The sequence below is a fragment of the uncultured Thermus sp. genome (assembly GCF_938010445.1).
GTDB classification, from domain to species: Bacteria; Deinococcota; Deinococci; order Deinococcales; family Thermaceae; genus Thermus; species Thermus altitudinis.
Genome location: NZ_CALLUR010000071.1, coordinates 1 through 16,582, shown reverse-complemented (window position 1 = coordinate 16,582; position 16,582 = coordinate 1). Strand labels below are relative to the sequence as shown.

The following is a 16,582-nucleotide window of genomic DNA, read 5'->3' as shown; positions in this document are numbered from 1 at the left end:
GGCGGAAAAGAAGATGCCGATGGCGGAAACCTGGGTTACGACAGCCCCACCGAAGCGGTCCGAGATGGGCCCGGCGATAATTCGGGCCAAAGAGCCCACCAGTGGGCCCAGAAAGGCGTACTTCAAGGGATCCGGGGCCCCGTCAAACTTCCCGTAGACCTCCCGGATCAAAAGGGGAAAGATGGCGGAAAACCCGGAGAAGGAGCCGAAGGTCATGATGTAGAGGCTGGTCATGATCCAGGTGTGCTTGTCGCGGAAGATGTCAAACTGCTCGCGGAGGTTAGCCCGGACCGGAACGCTTCTTAAGTACACCCACGCAAGCAAAGACGCCACCAGCACAAAGGGCACCCAGAGGAAGGTGGCGTTCTGAAGCCAGATGGGCTGGGACACCCCGGGCTTGGGGGTAAAGGTCTGGGGCCCACCTAAAAGGGAGCCAAAGAGGGCGAAGCCGATGACCCAGGGGGTCACGAACTGGACCACGGACACGCCAAAGTTGCCGATCCCCGCCTGCAACCCCAGGGCCGTCCCCTGGAGCCGCTTGGGGAAGAAGTAGCTGGTGGAGGGCATGAAACCGGAAAAGTTCCCCCCGCCGATCCCCGCCAAAAAGGCCAAAAGGAGAAGGATCCAGTAGGGGGTCTGGGGGTTTTGCACCGCGAAGCTCCAGCCCAAAAGGGGGATCAGGAGGAGGAGGGTAGAAAAGGTCACCAAATGACGGGTGCCCAGGATGGGGGGCAAAAAGGTCCAGATGATGCGCAAGGTACCCCCCGCAAGCCCCGGCATGGCCGTAAGCCAAAAGAGCTGGAGGGTGGAAAGCTCAAAGCCTACCTTGGGCAGGCGCACCACCAGGGCGCTCACCACGAACCAGGTGATGAAGGCCAGGGTGAGGTTAAAGGTGGTGATCCAGAGGGTGCGCCAGGCTAAGGCGGAATCCCAGCGCTTGGGATCCTCGGGGTTCCATTCGGGAATCCAGGTGCCCTTGTGGGTCTTCAGCATGGGCGGTCTCCTTTCAGCTCAAACTCGTTCTTCAGGTGCTTGGCCTCTTGTTGCAGAAGTTGCAGCACGGTGATGTGCATCCACAGGAAGCTGATGGCCGTGAGCAGGAAAAGCACGAAGAAGGTCATCTGGGGCAGGCCCGTCCAGGCCTGGGCGTAGGCGAACAGGGGCGGCAGGAAGAAGCCCCCCAAGGCCCCCAGCATCCCCACCAGGCCCCCCACCGCCCCCACGTCCTTGGGGAAGTAGGTGGGGATGTGCTTGTAGACCGCCGCCTTGCCGACCCCCATTCCCACTCCGATCAGGAAGACCAAAGCGGTGAAGAGCCAGACGTTCATGGTGAACTGCATGACCTCCTTTGATCCTTGCTTGGTGTAAAGAACGATATGCCCCTCGGGCATCATGAGGATCCCCGAGGCCAGTCCGATGATGCCAAAGGTCCAGTACATGACCCGCCGAGCCCCATAACGGTCGGAAAGGTAGCCGCCAAGGGGCCTTAGGAGGCTTGCGGGGAAAATGAAAAGGGCGGTAAGAAGAGCGGCTTCGTGCAAGGGTAAGCCAAAGACATCCACGTAGTACTTGGGAAGCCAGGCGCTTAAGGCCACATAGGCCCCAAAGACCACCACGTAATAGAGGCTGAAGCGCCACACCCGTATGTGTTTAAGGGGCGCCAGCATCTCCAAGAAGGGCCTTCCCTGCCCCGGGCGCTTATCCTGCCTGGGGGTGGCGAACCACATGACCAACCCCATCAGCACCAAAAGCACCGCATAGAGGAAGGGAATGAAGCGCCAACCCCCGGGGATCAAGCCTCCCAGGTAGCCCGCTGTGGGCACGCTGGCAATGAGGGCAGGGCCGATGAACTTGGTGACGCTGGCCCCCACGTTTCCCGCCCCGAAGAGGCCCAAGGCGAAGCCCTGCTGGTCCTTGGGGAACCAGGCGGAGTTCCAAGCGATGCCCACGCTAAAGGAGTTGCCGGCAAAGCCCACCAGGAAGGCGTAGAGGAGAAGCTCCTCGTAGCTTCCCGCTCGGGAAACCAGGTAGGCGGGAATGGCGGTGAAGAAGAGCATAAGGGTGAAAACCAGCCGCCCCCCATACCGGTCGGTGAGGATGCCGGCGAAAAGCCGCCACAGGGAGCCATTCAGAATGGCTACGGCCGAGAGCCAGGAAAGCTGCACGTCCGTGAGGCCAAACTCCTTGCGGATGGGCACTCCCAGCACCCCAAACATCAGCCAGACCGCAAACATCACGGTGAAGCCGATGGTGGAGAGCCAAAGCACCTGCAGGCGAGCGGGCCGTTCCTTTTCCAGCTGGTCGGGATCATGGACCATGGGTCACCTCGCCAACTTGCGCACCCAGATGACGATCTGCCAGGGCCTAAGGACGTAGCCCAGGGGAACGGTAATGATGTGCACCAACCGGGAGAAGGGGAAGACCGCCAGGAAGACCCAGAAGTTAAAGACGTGCAGCTGGGTCCAAAAGGGAAGGTCGGCGATGAGTTCCGGCCTGGGTTGCAGGGTGAAGATGGACCAGAGGTAAGGGGTCATGACCGCGGGAAACCAGTAGCTGCCAAAGCGGTAAAGAAGGGCGGTGAGGACCCCGGAAAGGGCAGACACGAGGATTACCACCAAGACCAGGTAATCCATGGAGGTGGAAGCCGCCCGCACCCGGGCCACGGAAAGCCTGCGGGTAAGAAGCACCCAGGTCCCCACCAAGGCCCAAAGCCCTAGGCCAAGCCCGGTGATCTCCAAAAGGTAGAGCCTTAAGGGCACCGCGTTCCAAAGGAGAAGCCCCTTGGGGATGAGAAGGGCCAGCAAATGGCCAAGAAGCACCAGAACCAGCCCCCAGTGCATGGCGATGGAGCCATAGAAGAGGCGCTTCTGCTCCAGAAGCTGGCTGGACTGGGCGGAAACGGAAAAGGGCCTATAGGCCATGCGGTAGGCGGTGACCACCACCGCCAAGGTGAGGGCGATGTAGGGGAAGACACCAAAGAGAAGGGTGTTCCAGTTCATCCTTCACCTCCTCGCCAAATCCCCCTGCAAAGCCTCCTGGACCCCCTCGAGGACCAGGAGATAAGGGTTCTTGGCATCCAGGGTCTTAAGGGTCTTGTGCATCTCGCTAAGGGCCTTGGGCAGGATCTCCAAAAGCTCGGGAAGGGGGTTTTCACACCGGGCCAGGTACCGAAGCACATTGGCCAGGTGGTCGGGAAGCTCGCTTCCCGGGTCCAAGGAGATCTCCCGGTAGGCCCGCACCAAAGCCGCCAACAGTTCCCCCCGCTGGTAGCTTTCCCCATAGACGGCAAAGCCCACATAGGGGGCGGTGGTAGGGGTAAGGTCCAGGGTGCGGGTGTAAAGCTCCTCCCACTCCCCTAAGGAAAGCTCCTCCACTTGGCGCAAAAAGCGCTCCAGTTTCTGCTTGGCCTGGCCCCTGGGGCAGGCGATCCAGCGCCGCCAAAGCTCCTCCAAGCGGCCCGGCATGGGGTAGTCCAAGGCTAGGGCCAGGGTTTCCAGAAGGGTGGCCTTGCCCATGGCTTCCTCCTACTCCCCCCTCAAGGGCGGCTGGATATAGCCGAAGCCCGTCTCCCCTTTGTGGGCCAGGGGGTCCTTCCACACCTCTGCCGCCATCTCCCGGTGGTAAGGAGGCAGCACGAAGCGCTCCTCCAGGGTGGGCAGGGTGGTGAGGCGGTAGATGGCTTCGGCCTCCTCGAGGGTGAGCCCAGCATCCTGCAAGACCCTCAGGGCCTTTTCCGTCACGCCCCCCTCCAGGCTCTCCTGTCTTTTCAGGATGCGCACCGCCAGCATCTTTTTAAGGGCGGGCACGACCAGGCTTTCGTTGCCGGCGGTGAAGAGGTTGGCCAGGTACTTTACCGGCATACGGGCCCTTTCTAGGCTTTCGTAGACCTCAAAATCCAAGTCGGTTTCCGGAATGTCCAGCCGCACCAGCCCCTCTTTCCCCTGACTGGCCCTCAAGGCCTTCTCCAGGGTGGACACCACCGGGGAAAGGGGCGGGACGTAGAACATCATGGCCAGGGTCCGGTACTCAGGGTGCAAGGGGAAGGCGAGCCGCCAGACCTTCACGAACTTGTAGATGGGGGAGTTCTGGGCAGCCTTGATCCAGCCGTCGTCAATCCCTTCGGCCTTGGCGGCAGCGATGACCTCGGGGTCAAAGGGGTCTAGGATGATCCCAAGCTGGGACTCCACAAGCTGGTCGTCGGGCACCATGGCCGCCTCGGGAATGCGGTCGGCATCGTAGAGGAGGACCCCCATGTAGCGGATCCGCCCCACGCAGGAGTGGGCGCAGGCCGGCGCCTGACCGGTTTCCAGCCGGGGGAAGCAGAGGATGCACTTCTCGCTCTTCCCGGTGGCCCAGTTGTAGTAGACCTTCTTGTAAGGACAGGCGGCCACGCACATCCGCCAGGCCTTGCACTTGTTCTCGTTGACCAGCACCACCCCGTCCTCCGCCCGCTTGTAGATGGCCCCCGTGGGGCAGGCGGCCACGCAACCCGGGTTCAGGCAGTGGTTGCAGATGCGGGGCAGGTACTGGAAGACCACCCCCTCGATCTCGGAAAGCTGGGCGCGCACCTCGGGGTCCAAACCCTTCAGGTTGGGGTCGTTTTGGGCATAAAGGGGGCTTCCCCCCAGGTCATCGTCCCAGTTGGGACCGGAGGCGGGGGTCATCACCTCCCCGGTGATCATGGAAACGGGAACCGCCGTGGGCTGGTCCTCCCCTTCTGGGCTGGTGAAGAGGTCGCTATAACGGAAGGTGTAGGGATCGTAGTAGTCGTCTATGGAAGGCAAGGCGGGGTTGAAGAAGAGGCGGAAAAGCCCCTGGGTGCGGGAGTGCAGGCGAAGGTCCAGGTGGCCGTCCTTATACTCCCAACCCCCCTTGAAGCGGTCCTGGTCCTCCCAGCCCGTGGGATAGCCGGCACCAGGCCGGGTTTCCACATTGTTCCACCACATGTACTCCGCGCCCTTGCGGTCGGTCCAGAGGTTCTTGCAGGCGATGGAGCAGGTGTGGCAACCGATGCACTTGTCCAAGTGGAAGAGCATGGACATGTGGGTTCTAACCTTCATGGCGTTCCTCCTTTACCACTCCGGGGGCCGCTCCAGCTTGCGCACGAAGACCCAGGTGTCCCGGTTCACCCCCACCGGCCCCCAGTAGTTGAAGGCGTAGGTGAACTGGGCGTAGCCGCCCGACATCAGCACGGGCTTGAGGCGGGCACGGGTGATGGAGTTGTTCATGCCGGCCCGCTTGCCCCTTAAGGGGCTTTTAGGAATGCCCACCGTGCGCTCGGTGGCGTGATAAACGAAAACCGTTCCCTTGGGAATCCGGGCGGAGACGATGGCCCTTTGCACGAATACCCCATTGTCGTTGAAAAGCTCCACCCAGTCGTTGTCCCTAATGCCCAGTTCCGCGGCATCCTTATCGTTGAGCCAGACCGGGTACCCGCCCCGGGAAAGGGTCATCATGCGGTGGTTTTCCGAGTAGGTGGAGTGGATGGACCACTTCCCGTGGGGGGTGATGTAGTTGAGGAGCTTGCCCTGAGCCTCCTTGAGGCTCCTCTCCGTCTCCTGGAGCATATGGACGTCCGGCCGGGGTTTGTAGGTGGGAAGGTGTTCCCCAAAGGCCAGGTAGTTGGGGTGGTCCAGGTAGAAGTGTTGCCGGCCGGTGAGGGTGCGCCAGGGGATGAGGCGCTCCACGTTTAGGGTGTAGGGGCTATAGGCCCGGCCCTGGTTGATGACGGCGCTCCAGGTGGGGGTGGTGAGCTGGCGGCGGGGCTGGGCCACGATGTCCTTAAAGGAAATGCGCACGTGGCGGTTACCCTCGGCCAGGTCGGTGAGCCTGACCCCGGTCTTCTTCTCCTCGTCCAAGAAAGCCCGGTAGGCCAACTCCCCGTTGGAAACCGGGTCCAGGAGGAGGATGGCCTCGGCCACCTGGCGGGCCTCCTCGAGGCTGGGCCGCTTCTCCCCTTGGAAAACCCTGGGCTGGCGTTCCGCCAACTCCTTATAGAAGTCCTCCACCGGGATGGTAAGCCCGTGCATCCCCACTCCCACCTTTTCCACCACCGGCCCTAGGGTCACCATCTTCTCGTAAAGCTGGGTGTAGTCCCGCTCCACCACCCGGAACTTGGGCATGGTCTTGCCGGGGATGGGCTCCACCTCGCCCTTTTTCCAGTCCCGGTCCTCGGCCTGGGCCAGCTCGTCCGGGGTGTCGTGCTGCAAGGGAATCATCACGATGTCCTTCACCGGAATGGGCAGGTGGACCCGGGCCAGTTCGGAAACCTTCTTGGCGATGGCCTTAAAGATCTCCCAGTCCGGCTTGGACTCCCAGGCAGGGGGCACAGCCGCCTGCAGGGGGTTGATGAAGGTGTGGAGATCGGTGGTGTTGATGTCGTCCTTCTCGTACCAGGTGGCGGCGGGAAGGACGATATCGGAGTAGAGGGCACTGGTGTCCATGCGGAAGTTGAGGTCCACCACCAGATCCAGCTTCCCCTCGGGGGCCGGCTTGCGGTAGACCACCTCCTGGACCTGTCCCTCGGCCTTCTCCTCGGCAATGGTGTTGGTGTGGGTACCCAGGTAGTGCTTCAGGAAGTACTCGTGCCCCTTAGCGCTGGTGCCGATGGCGTTCCCCCGCCAGATGAACCAGACCCTAGGCCAGTTCTCGGGAGCGTCGGGATCCTCCACGGCAAACCTCAGCTCCCCCCGCTTAAGGGCCTCCACCACATGCTGGACGATCTCCGCCTCGGTCTTGGCCCCTTTGGCCTCCGCCTCCTTGACCACCTCCAAGGGGCTTTTGTTGAACTGGGGGAAGAAGGGGAGCCACCCCTTGCGCACCGCCCGCACCTGGTGGTCTATGGTGTGGTCCGTTAGACCCGCCGCCGTCTTGTCGTAGGCGGAAAAGCCCCGCTCGTAGCGCCACTGGTCGGAGTGGACGTAGTGGAAGCTAGGGGTGTTCTGCTGCCTAGGGGGGTAGCCCCAGTCGGTGGCAAAGGCGATGGGACCCCAAGAGGCCTGGTTGGCCAGCTTCTCCTGGCCCACGTAGTGGGCGAGGCCCCCACCGTTCACCCCCACGCTTCCCGTGAGCATGAGGGCCACGATCCCCGCCCGGTAGAGGAGGTTGTTGTGGTACCAGTGGTTGATGCCCGCCCCAATGATGATGAGGTTTTTCCCCCGGGTCTTGAGGCCGTTATCCGCCCAGGAACGGGCGTACTTGAGGAGGGTATCCCGGTGAATCCCGGTCCACTTCTCCTGCCAGGCGGGGGTGTACGGAAGATCGTCCTCGTAGCCCTTGGGATAGTCCCCAGGCAAACCCCGCCCCACCCCGAACTGGGCCATGAGGAGGTCAAAGACCGTGGCCACCGCCACCCTTTCCCCCTCCTTGGTGACCACGTACTTAACCGGTACACCCCGCTTAAGCTTCCGGTCGGAGGCGAAGTCGTCAAACTCCAGAAGAAGGACCTCGTCCTCCGCCCCCAGGAGGCTCAGGCGGGGGTTTAAGGGCTCGCCGGTCCTGGGGTCTTCCAGCTTCAGGTTCCACTTGCCCTTTTCCTTCTGCCAGCGGAAGCCAATGGTACCCCCAGGCATCCTGGGACCCTTATCCTCATCCCAGAGGAGGAGCTTGAAGTCCCCGTTTTCCTCCTCGGCGTAGTCCGCGAGGCGGTTGGCCCGCAGGTACCGCCCAGGGCGCCCATCCCGAATCTCAATCAGAAGGGGGGCATCAGTGTAGCGCTTCAGGTAGTCCAGGAAATAGGGCACCTCCCGCTCGGCGTAGTATTCCTTGAGGATCACGTGGTTCACCGCCATCCAGAAGGCTCCATCCTGACCCGGGTTAATGGGAATCCACCAGTCAGCGTACTTGGAAACCTGGGAAAAGTCGGGGCTGAAGACGGTGAGCTTGGCCCCGGCGTGCCGCACCTCAGAGATGAAATGGGTGTCGGGGGTGCGGGTCATGTTGAGGTTGGAGCCCATCACCGCGATGAAACGGGCGTTGTACCAGTCGGCGGACTCGTGGACGTCGGTCTGCTCCCCCCAGATCTCGGGGGAGGCGTTGGGCAGGTCGCAGTACCAGTCGTAAAAGCTCATGGGCACGCCGCCCAAAAGGGAGAGGAAGCGGCTGCCGGCAGCGTAGGAGATCTGGCTCATGGCGGGGATGGGGGAGAAACCGATGACCCTGTCCGGCCCATAGCGCTTCACCGTGGAGACCACGGCGGCAGCAATGAGCTCCAGGACCTCATCCCAGCTGGCCCGCCTAAAACCCCCCTTGCCCCTGGCCTTCTGGTAGCGCTTACGCTTATGAGGGTCGCTCTGGATGGCCTCCCAGGCGGCCACCGGGTCGGGGTAGCGCTTCTTGGCCTCCCGGTATAGGTCCAAAAGGGCCCCCTTAGCGTAGGGGTACTTCACCCGGATGGGGCTATAGAGGTACCAGCTGAAGCTGATGCCCCGCTGGCAACCCCGGGGCTCGTAGGGGGGAAGGCCGGCCTCGAGGCTGGGGTAGTCCGTGGCCTGAAGCTCCCAGGTGACCACGCCGTCCTTGACGAAGACCTCCCAGGAGCAAGAGCCGGTGCAGTTCACCCCGTGGGTGGTGCGCACCCGCTTGTCGTGCTGGAAGCGGTTACGGTAGAACTCCTCCCACTTCCTTTCCGCCGGGCTTTCTATTTCCTTGATCCAGTCCCTCATGTCTACCTCCTAAGCTGGCTTTGGATGCGCTCCGCCAGGCTTTTGGGACGGAGCTGCCAAAGGATGGCCTGGTAAAGGAGAAGGATGGAGAGGAGCACCAGGCCGGCCACCAAATACCGGCCCAGATACAGGGAAGCGGGCCTTGGAACCTCATTGGAAACCTGCACCAAGAACGCGGCCAAAGCCGCCGCCTCAGCCTCGGTAAGGGGCCTACCCTTGTAGGCCTCCCGCATCACGGGGAAAGCGGGGTTCTGCAAAAGGGCGCTGAGCCCGGCCTCGCCTCCTAGGCGCTTAGCGGCATCCGTGAGGTCCCTGCCCAAGGACCCCCCGCCGAGGAAGCCCACCCCCGCCACCGTGTGGCAGGCCTGGCAGGGGGCCCCGCCATTCTGCAAGGCCTTCTGACCTAGGTACAGGGCCCGGCCTAAGGCAGGATCCCCTTGGACCTGAGGCGCGGGCGCTGGAGCCTCAGCTTGGGCACCGGATAAACCCTTTAGATACTGGGCGATGGCCCGGGCCTGGGCCTCGGAGACCTGGGGCATGGGGGGCATGACCCCGCTATAGCTCACCCCCCCTACCTCCAGGGGACCAGAAATCCCCTCCCGCACCGCCTTCACCACGTAGGCCTCCTCCTGTACCCGTGGGTTCCCCGCTAAAGGGGGAATGGCCCCGGGGATGCCCTGCGCCTCAGGCCCATGGCAAGCGGCGCAGTACTGGCCGTAAAGGGCCTTCCCATCTTGGGCCAGGGCCACGGATAGGGCCAGGAGCAAGGCCAGGGGAAAGAACCTTTTGCCCTTCATCCTCACCTCCGGTTTTCAGTCTGGAGGGAGGACCTGGCGCCCACTGGCACTTCCCGGGACATTCGTCCTAAAAGAAACCCCGTATCCTGAAAAGGGATGAAGCCCTTAGCCCGGTTGCGGCTGGACCCTAAAGGGGTGGCCACGGTCCTCGAGGCCGACCCCTCCCTAGGCCTGGAGGGAAGCGGCCTCCCCTGCGCCCTCTTGGTCCAGGGACAGGATCCCTTCGGCCGCCCTCTTTGTCCCCGCTGCCCGGTGCAGCGGGAGCTTAGGCGGGGCGCCTACCGGGCCAGTACCCCCTTGTTGGTCAAGGGCCGACGCCTCCGTTGCCAGGGATACCGGGAAGCAGGGGGCTTTTTGGTGGAGCTTTACCCCGAACGGGCCGAACCCCCGGACCTCCTCCTGGAGCTTTCCCGCTTAACCCAACACCTCCTGCGGAGCCCCGAGGGGTTTCCCCAAGCCCTCGAGGACTTCCTCCGTACCCTACGCCAAGCCTTGGGTATGGAGGCGGCCGAACTTTTCTTGATAGACCCCGAGGGACACCACGTGATCCTCACCGCCTACGAGGGCCTCCACCGCGAGGCCTTTCTGGAGAGGCCTTGGTTTCAACTGGGAGAAGGCTACCCTGGCATCGTGGCCCTTAAGCAGGAGCCGCTTTTCACCCATTCCCTTAGCGAAGACCCCCGGTACCTGCGGCAAAAGGTAAAGCAACTCGGCTACCAAACCTACATCTGCTACCCCTTAGAGCTCCCCCAAGGCCTTATCGGGGTCCTGAATCTGGCCTCCCGCAACGCCGAGCTGGACCACCAGGAACCCTTGGAAACCCTCTCCCGCATCGGTCCCCTCTTCGCCAGCACCCTTTACACCCTCCTCACCCGGTTGGGAGAGGTGGGTTTGCAGGCCCTCCATCAGCACCTCTACCGGGGTGAGATTTCCGAGGCGCGCCTTACCCTGCTAAAAGAGCTTCAACGCCTGAGCCAAGCCACCGGGGTCCGCTTGGTGGCCCGAGGGGGAGAAAGGTGGGAACGGGGCCTTGTTCCCCAATGTGAGATGCGAAACTGCCCGGCTTGGCAGGGAGCGGTGGTGGGTTATAAGAACGGGCTCCCCGCGTGCCCAGAGGCCCAGGGGCGCCCCAGGACTTGCTTGCCCCTTTGGGCCCGGGGGGAGGTGGTGGCCATGGTTACCTTGTTCCACGCCCGTCCCCCTAAGCCCGCCACCCGCCCGGCGGCCCCGACCCTTTGGTTCACCCGTCTAGCCATCCCCTTCCTTTTCCCTTCAGGGCAGCCAGACACCCCGTCCCCGGAGCTGGAAATCTACGCCTTGGGCCAGTTCCGCCTCCGGTACCACGGTAAGGAGCTGAGCTCTAGGGACTTTGGGCGGAGCGGGGCTTTCCAGCTTTTCAAGTACCTCCTGGCCAACAAGGACCGGGCACTTTACATAGAGGACATCTGCGAAATCTTCTGGCCTGACCTGTCGCCAGACCGGGCACGGCAGGAGCTCTACACCCAGGTTTACCACATCCGCAAAACCCTTCCGGGCATTGTGGAGCGCGAAGGAGAGTACTACCGGCTCAAGCTTCCCGAAAACCGCTTCTTGGACTTTGAGCGCTTTGAGGAACTGATGCGCAAGGCCGACCTGGAGGACGGCCTTTCTGCCTTCAAAACGCTCCGGCAAGCCCTGGAGCTGTACAAGGGTCCCCTGTATGGCGACGATCCCTATGGGGAATGGGTGGAGGGGGAACGGAACTACCTTCAAGACCGGGCCCTCTCTGGTTTCCTCCGTCTGGGTGAGTTGGCCGAGGCTTTGGGCTACCTGGAGGTGGCCAAAGAGGCCTACGCCAGGGCCCTAAGACTGGAGCCCTATCTGGAAGAGGCACAGCGGCGCTTGGCCACATTAAAGGGGTAAGGGATGGACCTTAAGCAGGTTCCCCTGTTCCGCGATCTGGCCCTTGAGGACCTTAGGGCCTTGGAACAGGAAACCCGAGCTAGGCGGCTAAAGCGGGGGGAGGTGCTTTTCCTCGAGGGGGAGCCCGTGCAGTCCCTCTTCGTGGTGGAAAAGGGCCTCATCAAGGTGTACAAGCTGGACCCAGAGGGACGCAAGCAGGTGGTGTTGCACCTGGAGGGACCGGGGCGGGTCCTGGCCGAGGTGGCCCTATTCCTAGACCGGCCCACCTACCCCGCCAGTGCCGAGGCCCTGGAGGAAAGCCAGGTGCTGGCCATCCCCAAGGAACGCTTTTTCCAGTTGGTGGAGGCACGCCCTCCCTTGGCCCGGGCCTTAATCCGCTACCTGGCCCGCCGCCAGGGCCAGCTTCTCCATCTTTTAGACCGCTTGGTCTTCCACGAGGTGCGGGAAAGGCTTTGCGAGTACCTGCTGGAGCGTTTTCATCAAGAGGGGCAAGGCTTTCCCTTACCCACTAATCCCGAGTTAGCTGCCCTTCTGGGCACCATCCCCGAAGCCATCTCCCGCAACTTAGGCCAACTCTATCGCCAGGGGCTGATCCGGCTCAAGGGACGGACCGTGGAAATCCCCGATCCCCAAGCCTTAGCTGGCCAAATCCACTGAGGGCCTTTCCGCAAGTCCTCTAAGCTCCTGGCCCTTCCCGGTCAAGGCAACTCCCGTTCACCTTTCCCACGAAACCCTACCCTTCCTCCAACACGTGCACGTTGGGCAGGGTCTGGGCCCACTCGCGGTTTTTCTCTATGTAAACCCTCCACTGCTCGGGAACGTCCTCCTCAGGGTAGATGGCGTTCACCGGGCAAGCGGGTACGCAGGCCCCGCAGTCAATGCACTCGTCCGGGTGGATGTAAAGCTGCTCCCCGGCATCGTAGATGCATTCCACCGGGCAAACCTCCTGGCAGGACCGGTCCTTAACGCCTATGCAAGGCTCGCAGATCACGTGGGGCATAAACACCTCCAAGCCCCAGCCTGCCCCCTCGCCTACCCCCCGTCCATGACCCGGATCAAGGGTAGACCCGGCAGTGCAGCCTCCATCTGAGCCGCCAAGGACCGCTCAAGAGGGTAAGCCCCTTGCTCGGCATCACACTCCCAAGCTCGAGGAAGGAGGAAAATCTGGGTATGGTCTCTCTGAGAAAACCCTTACCTCCCTATGCCCTCCTCACCCCAGGGGGGCAGAGGATATACTTGCCGGACCTCAAGGGAAAGATCCTGGTTCTGCTGCGCGACCTAGGCCTAGCCTGGGCCTTGACCACACGCCAAGAGGAGCTTTCCGCCCTCGAGGCCCAAGCCTTCCTCCTTTCCCAAGAGGCTCGGGAAAGCCCCTTGCCCCTCCTTCTAGACGGGGAAGGAAACCTGATCCAGGCCATCCCAGAACAGGGCGCCTTGATCGCCGACCCCTTCCTGGAGGTCTACCACCTGGGCCCGGTGCAGGATGCGAAGGAACTCCTAGATTGGGTGCGCTTCGTGGGAGCCCAGTGCCCAGAATGTGTCCTGCCGGAGGCGGAATGGCTCTAAAGGTCAAGCGCGTATACGAACCGCCCTCCCCGGAGGACGGGGTGCGGGTGTTGGTGGACCGCCTCTGGCCCCGGGGCTTAGGGAGGAAAAGGCCCGGGTGGACTGGTGGGCCAAGGAACTTGCGCCCTCCCACGCCCTACGCCACTTCTTCGGCCACGATCCTCAAAGGTACAAGGAGTTCCTCCAGCGCTACCGAGAGGAGCTAAAGGGCAACCCCGCCTTGGAGCGCCTTAAGGCCCTAAGCCGGGAAAAGACCGTAACCCTCCTCTTTGGCGCCAAGGAAGAACGCTACAACAACGCAAGGGCTCTGCTGGAAATCCTGAGCCAGGAACCTTGAGCCCTTCCCGCCCCTTGACGGGGATAGGATCTCGGTGTATTATTTAGGAGTCCTAAGGAGGTAGCTATGGAGATCCCCGGTTACCGCTACGGCGACCCTGCCCTCGCCCCTTCTCCCTTGAACCTCGAGGAGCTAGACCGGCTCAAAGCCGCCCTAATGTGGAACCCAGGGGACGAGGAAGCACTAAAACAAGCGGGCAAAGTCCTAGAGGACCAGGTGGAGGAGATCCTGGACCTCTGGTACGGTTTTGTGGGCAGCCACCCCCATCTCCTGCATTACTTCACCGGTCCCGATGGTAAGCCCATTCCTGAGTACCTGGAAAGGGTGCGAAAACGCTTCGGCCAGTGGATCCTGGACACCTGCTTCCGTCCCCATGACGAGGACTGGCTCCGCTACCAGGAGGAGATCGGGCTTCGCCACCACCGCACCAAGAAGAACCAGACGGATAAGGTGGACTCCGCGCCCCAGGTACCCTTACGCTATCTCATCGCCTTCATCTATCCCATCACCGCCACCCTAAAACCCTTTTTGGCCAAGAAGGGCCACCCGCAGGAGGAAGTGGAGAGAATGTACCAGGCCTGGTTCAAGGCCGTGGTCCTCCAAGTGGCCCTCTGGAGCCACCCCTACTCCAGGGAAGGGGACTTTTGAAGGGAGGTAGGATATGCGGACGAAGATACCGGTTCTCCTCGGCCTTGTGGCTTTGGGTCTATGGGTCCTAGCCCAGTACCAGTACGGTGGGAGCCGGGCTCAGCCTGCCCTTCCCTACCCGGAGGGCTTCCGCCTCTGGACCCACGTGAAGAGCATGGAGCTCAAGCCTGGCCATCCCCTTTACGAAAGCTTCGGCGGCCTGCACCACGTCTATGTGAACCAGGTTGGACTAAAGACATATCTGGACGGCAAAAAGAATCCTTTTCCCAAGGGCACGGTCATCGTCTTTGACCTCCTCGAGGCCAAGGAGGAAGGTAACGCCCTCCAGGAAGGCCCTAGGAAGCTTATCGGGGTGATGGTCAAGGACCCAGAGCAATACGGTGCCACGGGAGGCTGGGGGTACTACGCCTTCGGGCCTGATAAAAAGCCCCTTAACATCGACCCCGCCTCCTGCCACAACTGCCACCAGGGAGCGGCCAACACCGACTACGTGTTTAGCGCCTTCCGACCCTAAGATGAAAGGGTGGAGGCTTCGCAAGAGGAACGCCGCCAGGAAAAGCTTCTCGCCCTTTTAGAGCGCCTGGCCCAGGTGGAGCGGGCCCTCCTCACGCGGGAGGCCTTCCACCTAGGCCTTACGGCTTTGCAAGCCCAGCTTCTCCTGCACCTTTCCCAGAGGCCTTATGGGGTGGTGGCCCTAGCCGAACTCCTGGCCCTCACCCCAGCCACGGTGAGCGAGGCCCTCACCAGCTTGGAGCGCAAGGGCCTTCTGTCCCGGGCCAAGGACGAGCAGGATGGTCGACGCTGGGTCTTAAAGCCCACGGTGGAAGGGGTTAAGCTGGCCCAGGCTCTAAAAACCTATGCCGCCCCCTTCCGCCAGGCCCTGGCCCAAATACCCCATCAAGAGGAGGTCCTTTCCGGGCTCATGGAGCTCCTAGCAAAGCTGGTGCGCCAAGGAACGGTGCCCGAAACCGGCCTCTGCCTCACCTGCCGTCACCTCAGGCGGGAAGACGGGCTCTTTTGCTCCCTCCTTGGCCTGGCCCTCACGCCTTGGGACCTCCGCCTTGCCTGCCCAGACCACGCACCGGCCTAACCCCTTATCCCGCCGCAGGAACCTTCCCCACCCGTTCCAACCAAGCCGGGGGCACGTAGACGCACCGGGGCTCGCTGGCCAAATAGTCCCCGGTTTCCGCATAGGCCCTGGCCCGGCTTCCCCCGCACACATAGCGGTACTCACAAACCCCGCACTTCCCCTTCAGCAGGTCCTTGTTGCGGAGTTCCTGGAAAAGAGGGCTTTCCCGGTAAATGGCCAGAAGGGATTTCTCCCGGATGTTCCCAGCGTATACGGGAAAGAACCCCGAGGGAGCCACGTCCCCGGTGGCCGATACAAAAACGAAACCATTGCCGTCCGTAACCCCCAGGCGGGAGTGCTCCATGCCGTCTTGGAAGTACTCCCGGTAGAGGCTCTCCCCCGCTGCCAAGGCCCGGTCCTGGCCTCCTTCTTCCTTACGCCTTTGCAACACCACGCGGCGGAAGTGATGGGCCTCGGTGGTCTTCACATGGAAAGGATAGGTCTGAGAAATCCCGTAAAGCCAGTGGAGCACCTCCTCAAACTCCCGGGCGGAGAGCTGCTTCAAAAGAACCCCGCGTCCCACGGGGATCAGGAAGAAAAGGCTCCAAAGAACCACGCCTTTTTCCGCCAGGAGATCGGGAAGGGCCTTTATCTCTAGCCAGTTCTCCCGGGTGACGGTGGTGTTCACCTGTGTGGGAAGCCCCGCCTCCTTCGCCCAGTCCAAGGCCGCCAGGGTCCGGACAAAGGTGCCTTGCTCCCCCCGAAAGGCATCGTGGCTTTCCGGAGTAGCCCCGTCCAGGGAAAGGGCGAGCCGGGTCACCCCAGCCTCCTTGAGCACGAATACCCGCTCGCGGGTAAGGAAGGGGGTAGCCGCCGGGGTGAGTCCCACCTTAAGCCCCAGCCCCTTCGCCTTTTGGATAAGGAGCGTCAGGTCGGGGCGAGCCAAGGGATCCCCCCCAGTAAGGAGGAGGAGGGGCTTGGGGCGGTAGGTGGCGACTTCCTCTATGAGCCTTAAGCCCTCTTCCGTGGAAAGCTCCCCGGGCAGGGGGTAGGGCATGGCCGAGGCCCGGCAGTGGCGGCAGGCGAGAAGGCAGGCGTTGGTCACCTCCCAGGCCACCAGATAGGGGTACAGGGCAAACTCGGGGCGTTCCATGAACTTAGCGTATCTGGCCGATCGGGTTTCAGGCCATGACCGGGGTCAAGGGAAACCAGCCGGGGTGGGTTGCCGCCCTCAAACGGCGAAAAACCAGGGGGAAGGACCAGCCTTCCCCCTCCCTAGCAAAAAGGGTCAGTAGATATCGTAAGCGGTATTGTACACGTTGAACTTGCCCGTGGGAGTACGCACCCAGTCCCCGGTGATACGGGCCTTCTCTTTAAGCGTCAAGGCGTCGTAGACCACGATGAAGGTAGGCGTGTCCTTGGAGCCCCAGGCGGAAACCCAGATCTCCGTCCCACCCTTGTTGAACTCCGGGTGTACCATGCGGGCCTTAAGCTCCTGGGCCCCTGGCACCTCCCAGCACTTGGCCACCTCCAGCTTGCGCTTATCTATGGCGCATAGGCTAGCCGCAGCCTGGGGGCTTGGGCTCATGGGGAAGTCCAC

At 62.4% G+C, this 16,582-nt stretch carries 16 protein-coding genes and 1 pseudogene; 7 read left to right on the top strand and 10 right to left on the bottom strand.

Annotation, left to right across the window (positions count from 1 at the left end; all coding sequences use genetic code 11):
• The 7 genes from Q0693_RS04290 to Q0693_RS04260 form a co-directional block, all read right to left on the bottom strand.
• A partial coding sequence (locus Q0693_RS04290; protein ID WP_298629490.1) for an MFS transporter occupies positions 1–993 on the bottom strand: 993 nt, incomplete at its 3' end.
• A complete protein-coding gene (locus Q0693_RS04285) occupies positions 987–2,318 on the bottom strand; it encodes a nitrate/nitrite transporter (protein ID WP_298629488.1) in 1,332 nt (443 codons plus the stop codon). The genes Q0693_RS04285 and Q0693_RS04290, both read right to left, overlap by 7 nt.
• 3 nt (positions 2,319–2,321) lie before the next feature.
• Complete coding sequence (narI, locus tag Q0693_RS04280) at positions 2,322–2,999, bottom strand: respiratory nitrate reductase subunit gamma (RefSeq protein ID WP_243030767.1); 678 nt, start codon at positions 2,997–2,999, stop codon at positions 2,322–2,324.
• A gap of 3 nt (positions 3,000–3,002) precedes the next feature.
• Positions 3,003–3,515: a molecular chaperone TorD family protein gene (locus Q0693_RS04275; protein WP_243030768.1), complete on the bottom strand. Its 513-nt coding sequence runs from the start codon at positions 3,513–3,515 to the stop codon at positions 3,003–3,005.
• Between the two features lie 9 nt (positions 3,516–3,524).
• Positions 3,525–5,060 carry a nitrate reductase subunit beta gene (gene narH, locus Q0693_RS04270; RefSeq protein WP_298629485.1) on the bottom strand — a complete coding sequence of 512 codons (1,536 nt, stop codon included), beginning with the start codon at positions 5,058–5,060 and terminating at the stop codon, positions 3,525–3,527.
• A 12-nt stretch (positions 5,061–5,072) separates the two neighbouring features.
• On the bottom strand, positions 5,073–8,663 hold the full coding sequence (locus Q0693_RS04265; RefSeq protein WP_298629483.1) for a nitrate reductase subunit alpha: 3,591 nt from the start codon (positions 8,661–8,663) through the stop codon (positions 5,073–5,075).
• Between the two features lie 2 nt (positions 8,664–8,665).
• Positions 8,666–9,460, bottom strand: coding sequence for a c-type cytochrome (locus tag Q0693_RS04260; RefSeq protein ID WP_298629482.1), 795 nt, complete (start codon positions 9,458–9,460; stop codon positions 8,666–8,668).
• A gap of 96 nt (positions 9,461–9,556) precedes the next feature.
• On the opposite strand from Q0693_RS04260, the gene Q0693_RS04255 reads away from it, so the two are divergent.
• Both Q0693_RS04255 and Q0693_RS04250 read left to right on the top strand, forming a co-directional pair.
• On the top strand, positions 9,557–11,362 hold the full coding sequence (locus Q0693_RS04255; protein WP_298629480.1) for a GAF domain-containing protein: 1,806 nt from the start codon (positions 9,557–9,559) through the stop codon (positions 11,360–11,362).
• Positions 11,363–11,365: 3 nt separating this feature from the next.
• A complete protein-coding gene (locus Q0693_RS04250) occupies positions 11,366–12,019 on the top strand; it encodes a Crp/Fnr family transcriptional regulator (RefSeq protein WP_243030773.1) in 654 nt (217 codons plus the stop codon).
• A gap of 76 nt (positions 12,020–12,095) precedes the next feature.
• On the opposite strand, the gene Q0693_RS04245 is transcribed toward Q0693_RS04250, so the two are convergent.
• Positions 12,096–12,362, bottom strand: a complete 267-nt coding sequence (locus tag Q0693_RS04245) for a ferredoxin family protein (protein WP_243030774.1) — start codon at positions 12,360–12,362, stop codon at positions 12,096–12,098.
• A gap of 170 nt (positions 12,363–12,532) precedes the next feature.
• Here Q0693_RS04245 and Q0693_RS04240 point away from each other — a divergent pair, with 170 nt between their 5' ends.
• From Q0693_RS04240 to Q0693_RS04215, 5 genes and pseudogenes are all read left to right on the top strand, one after another.
• Positions 12,533–12,928 (top strand): hypothetical protein, encoded by a 396-nt coding sequence (locus tag Q0693_RS04240; protein ID WP_298629476.1) that lies wholly within the window; start codon positions 12,533–12,535, stop codon positions 12,926–12,928.
• Positions 12,898–13,265 (top strand): annotated as a pseudogene (locus Q0693_RS04230) (DUF488 family protein). Before Q0693_RS04240 ends, Q0693_RS04230 begins: the two are co-directional and overlap by 31 nt.
• A 66-nt stretch (positions 13,266–13,331) precedes the next feature.
• Positions 13,332–13,913 (top strand): protoglobin domain-containing protein, encoded by a 582-nt coding sequence (locus Q0693_RS04225; RefSeq protein WP_298629472.1) that lies wholly within the window; start codon positions 13,332–13,334, stop codon positions 13,911–13,913.
• A gap of 13 nt (positions 13,914–13,926) precedes the next feature.
• Entirely contained in the window at positions 13,927–14,427 is a 501-nt protein-coding gene (locus Q0693_RS04220) for a cytochrome P460 family protein (RefSeq protein ID WP_243030778.1), read from the top strand.
• A gap of 9 nt (positions 14,428–14,436) precedes the next feature.
• A complete protein-coding gene (locus Q0693_RS04215) occupies positions 14,437–15,003 on the top strand; it encodes a MarR family winged helix-turn-helix transcriptional regulator (protein WP_298629470.1) in 567 nt (188 codons plus the stop codon).
• A 4-nt stretch (positions 15,004–15,007) separates the two neighbouring features.
• Here the strand turns inward: Q0693_RS04215 and Q0693_RS04210 are convergent, their stop codons facing one another.
• Both Q0693_RS04210 and Q0693_RS04205 read right to left on the bottom strand, forming a co-directional pair.
• The gene (locus Q0693_RS04210; protein ID WP_298629468.1) at positions 15,008–16,135 is read right to left on the bottom strand and encodes a TIGR04053 family radical SAM/SPASM domain-containing protein; all 1,128 of its coding nucleotides are present in this window, start codon (positions 16,133–16,135) and stop codon (positions 15,008–15,010) included.
• Positions 16,136–16,270: 135 nt separating this feature from the next.
• The coding region (locus Q0693_RS04205; RefSeq protein WP_298629466.1) for a cytochrome D1 domain-containing protein at positions 16,271–16,582 on the bottom strand (312 nt) is incomplete at its 5' end.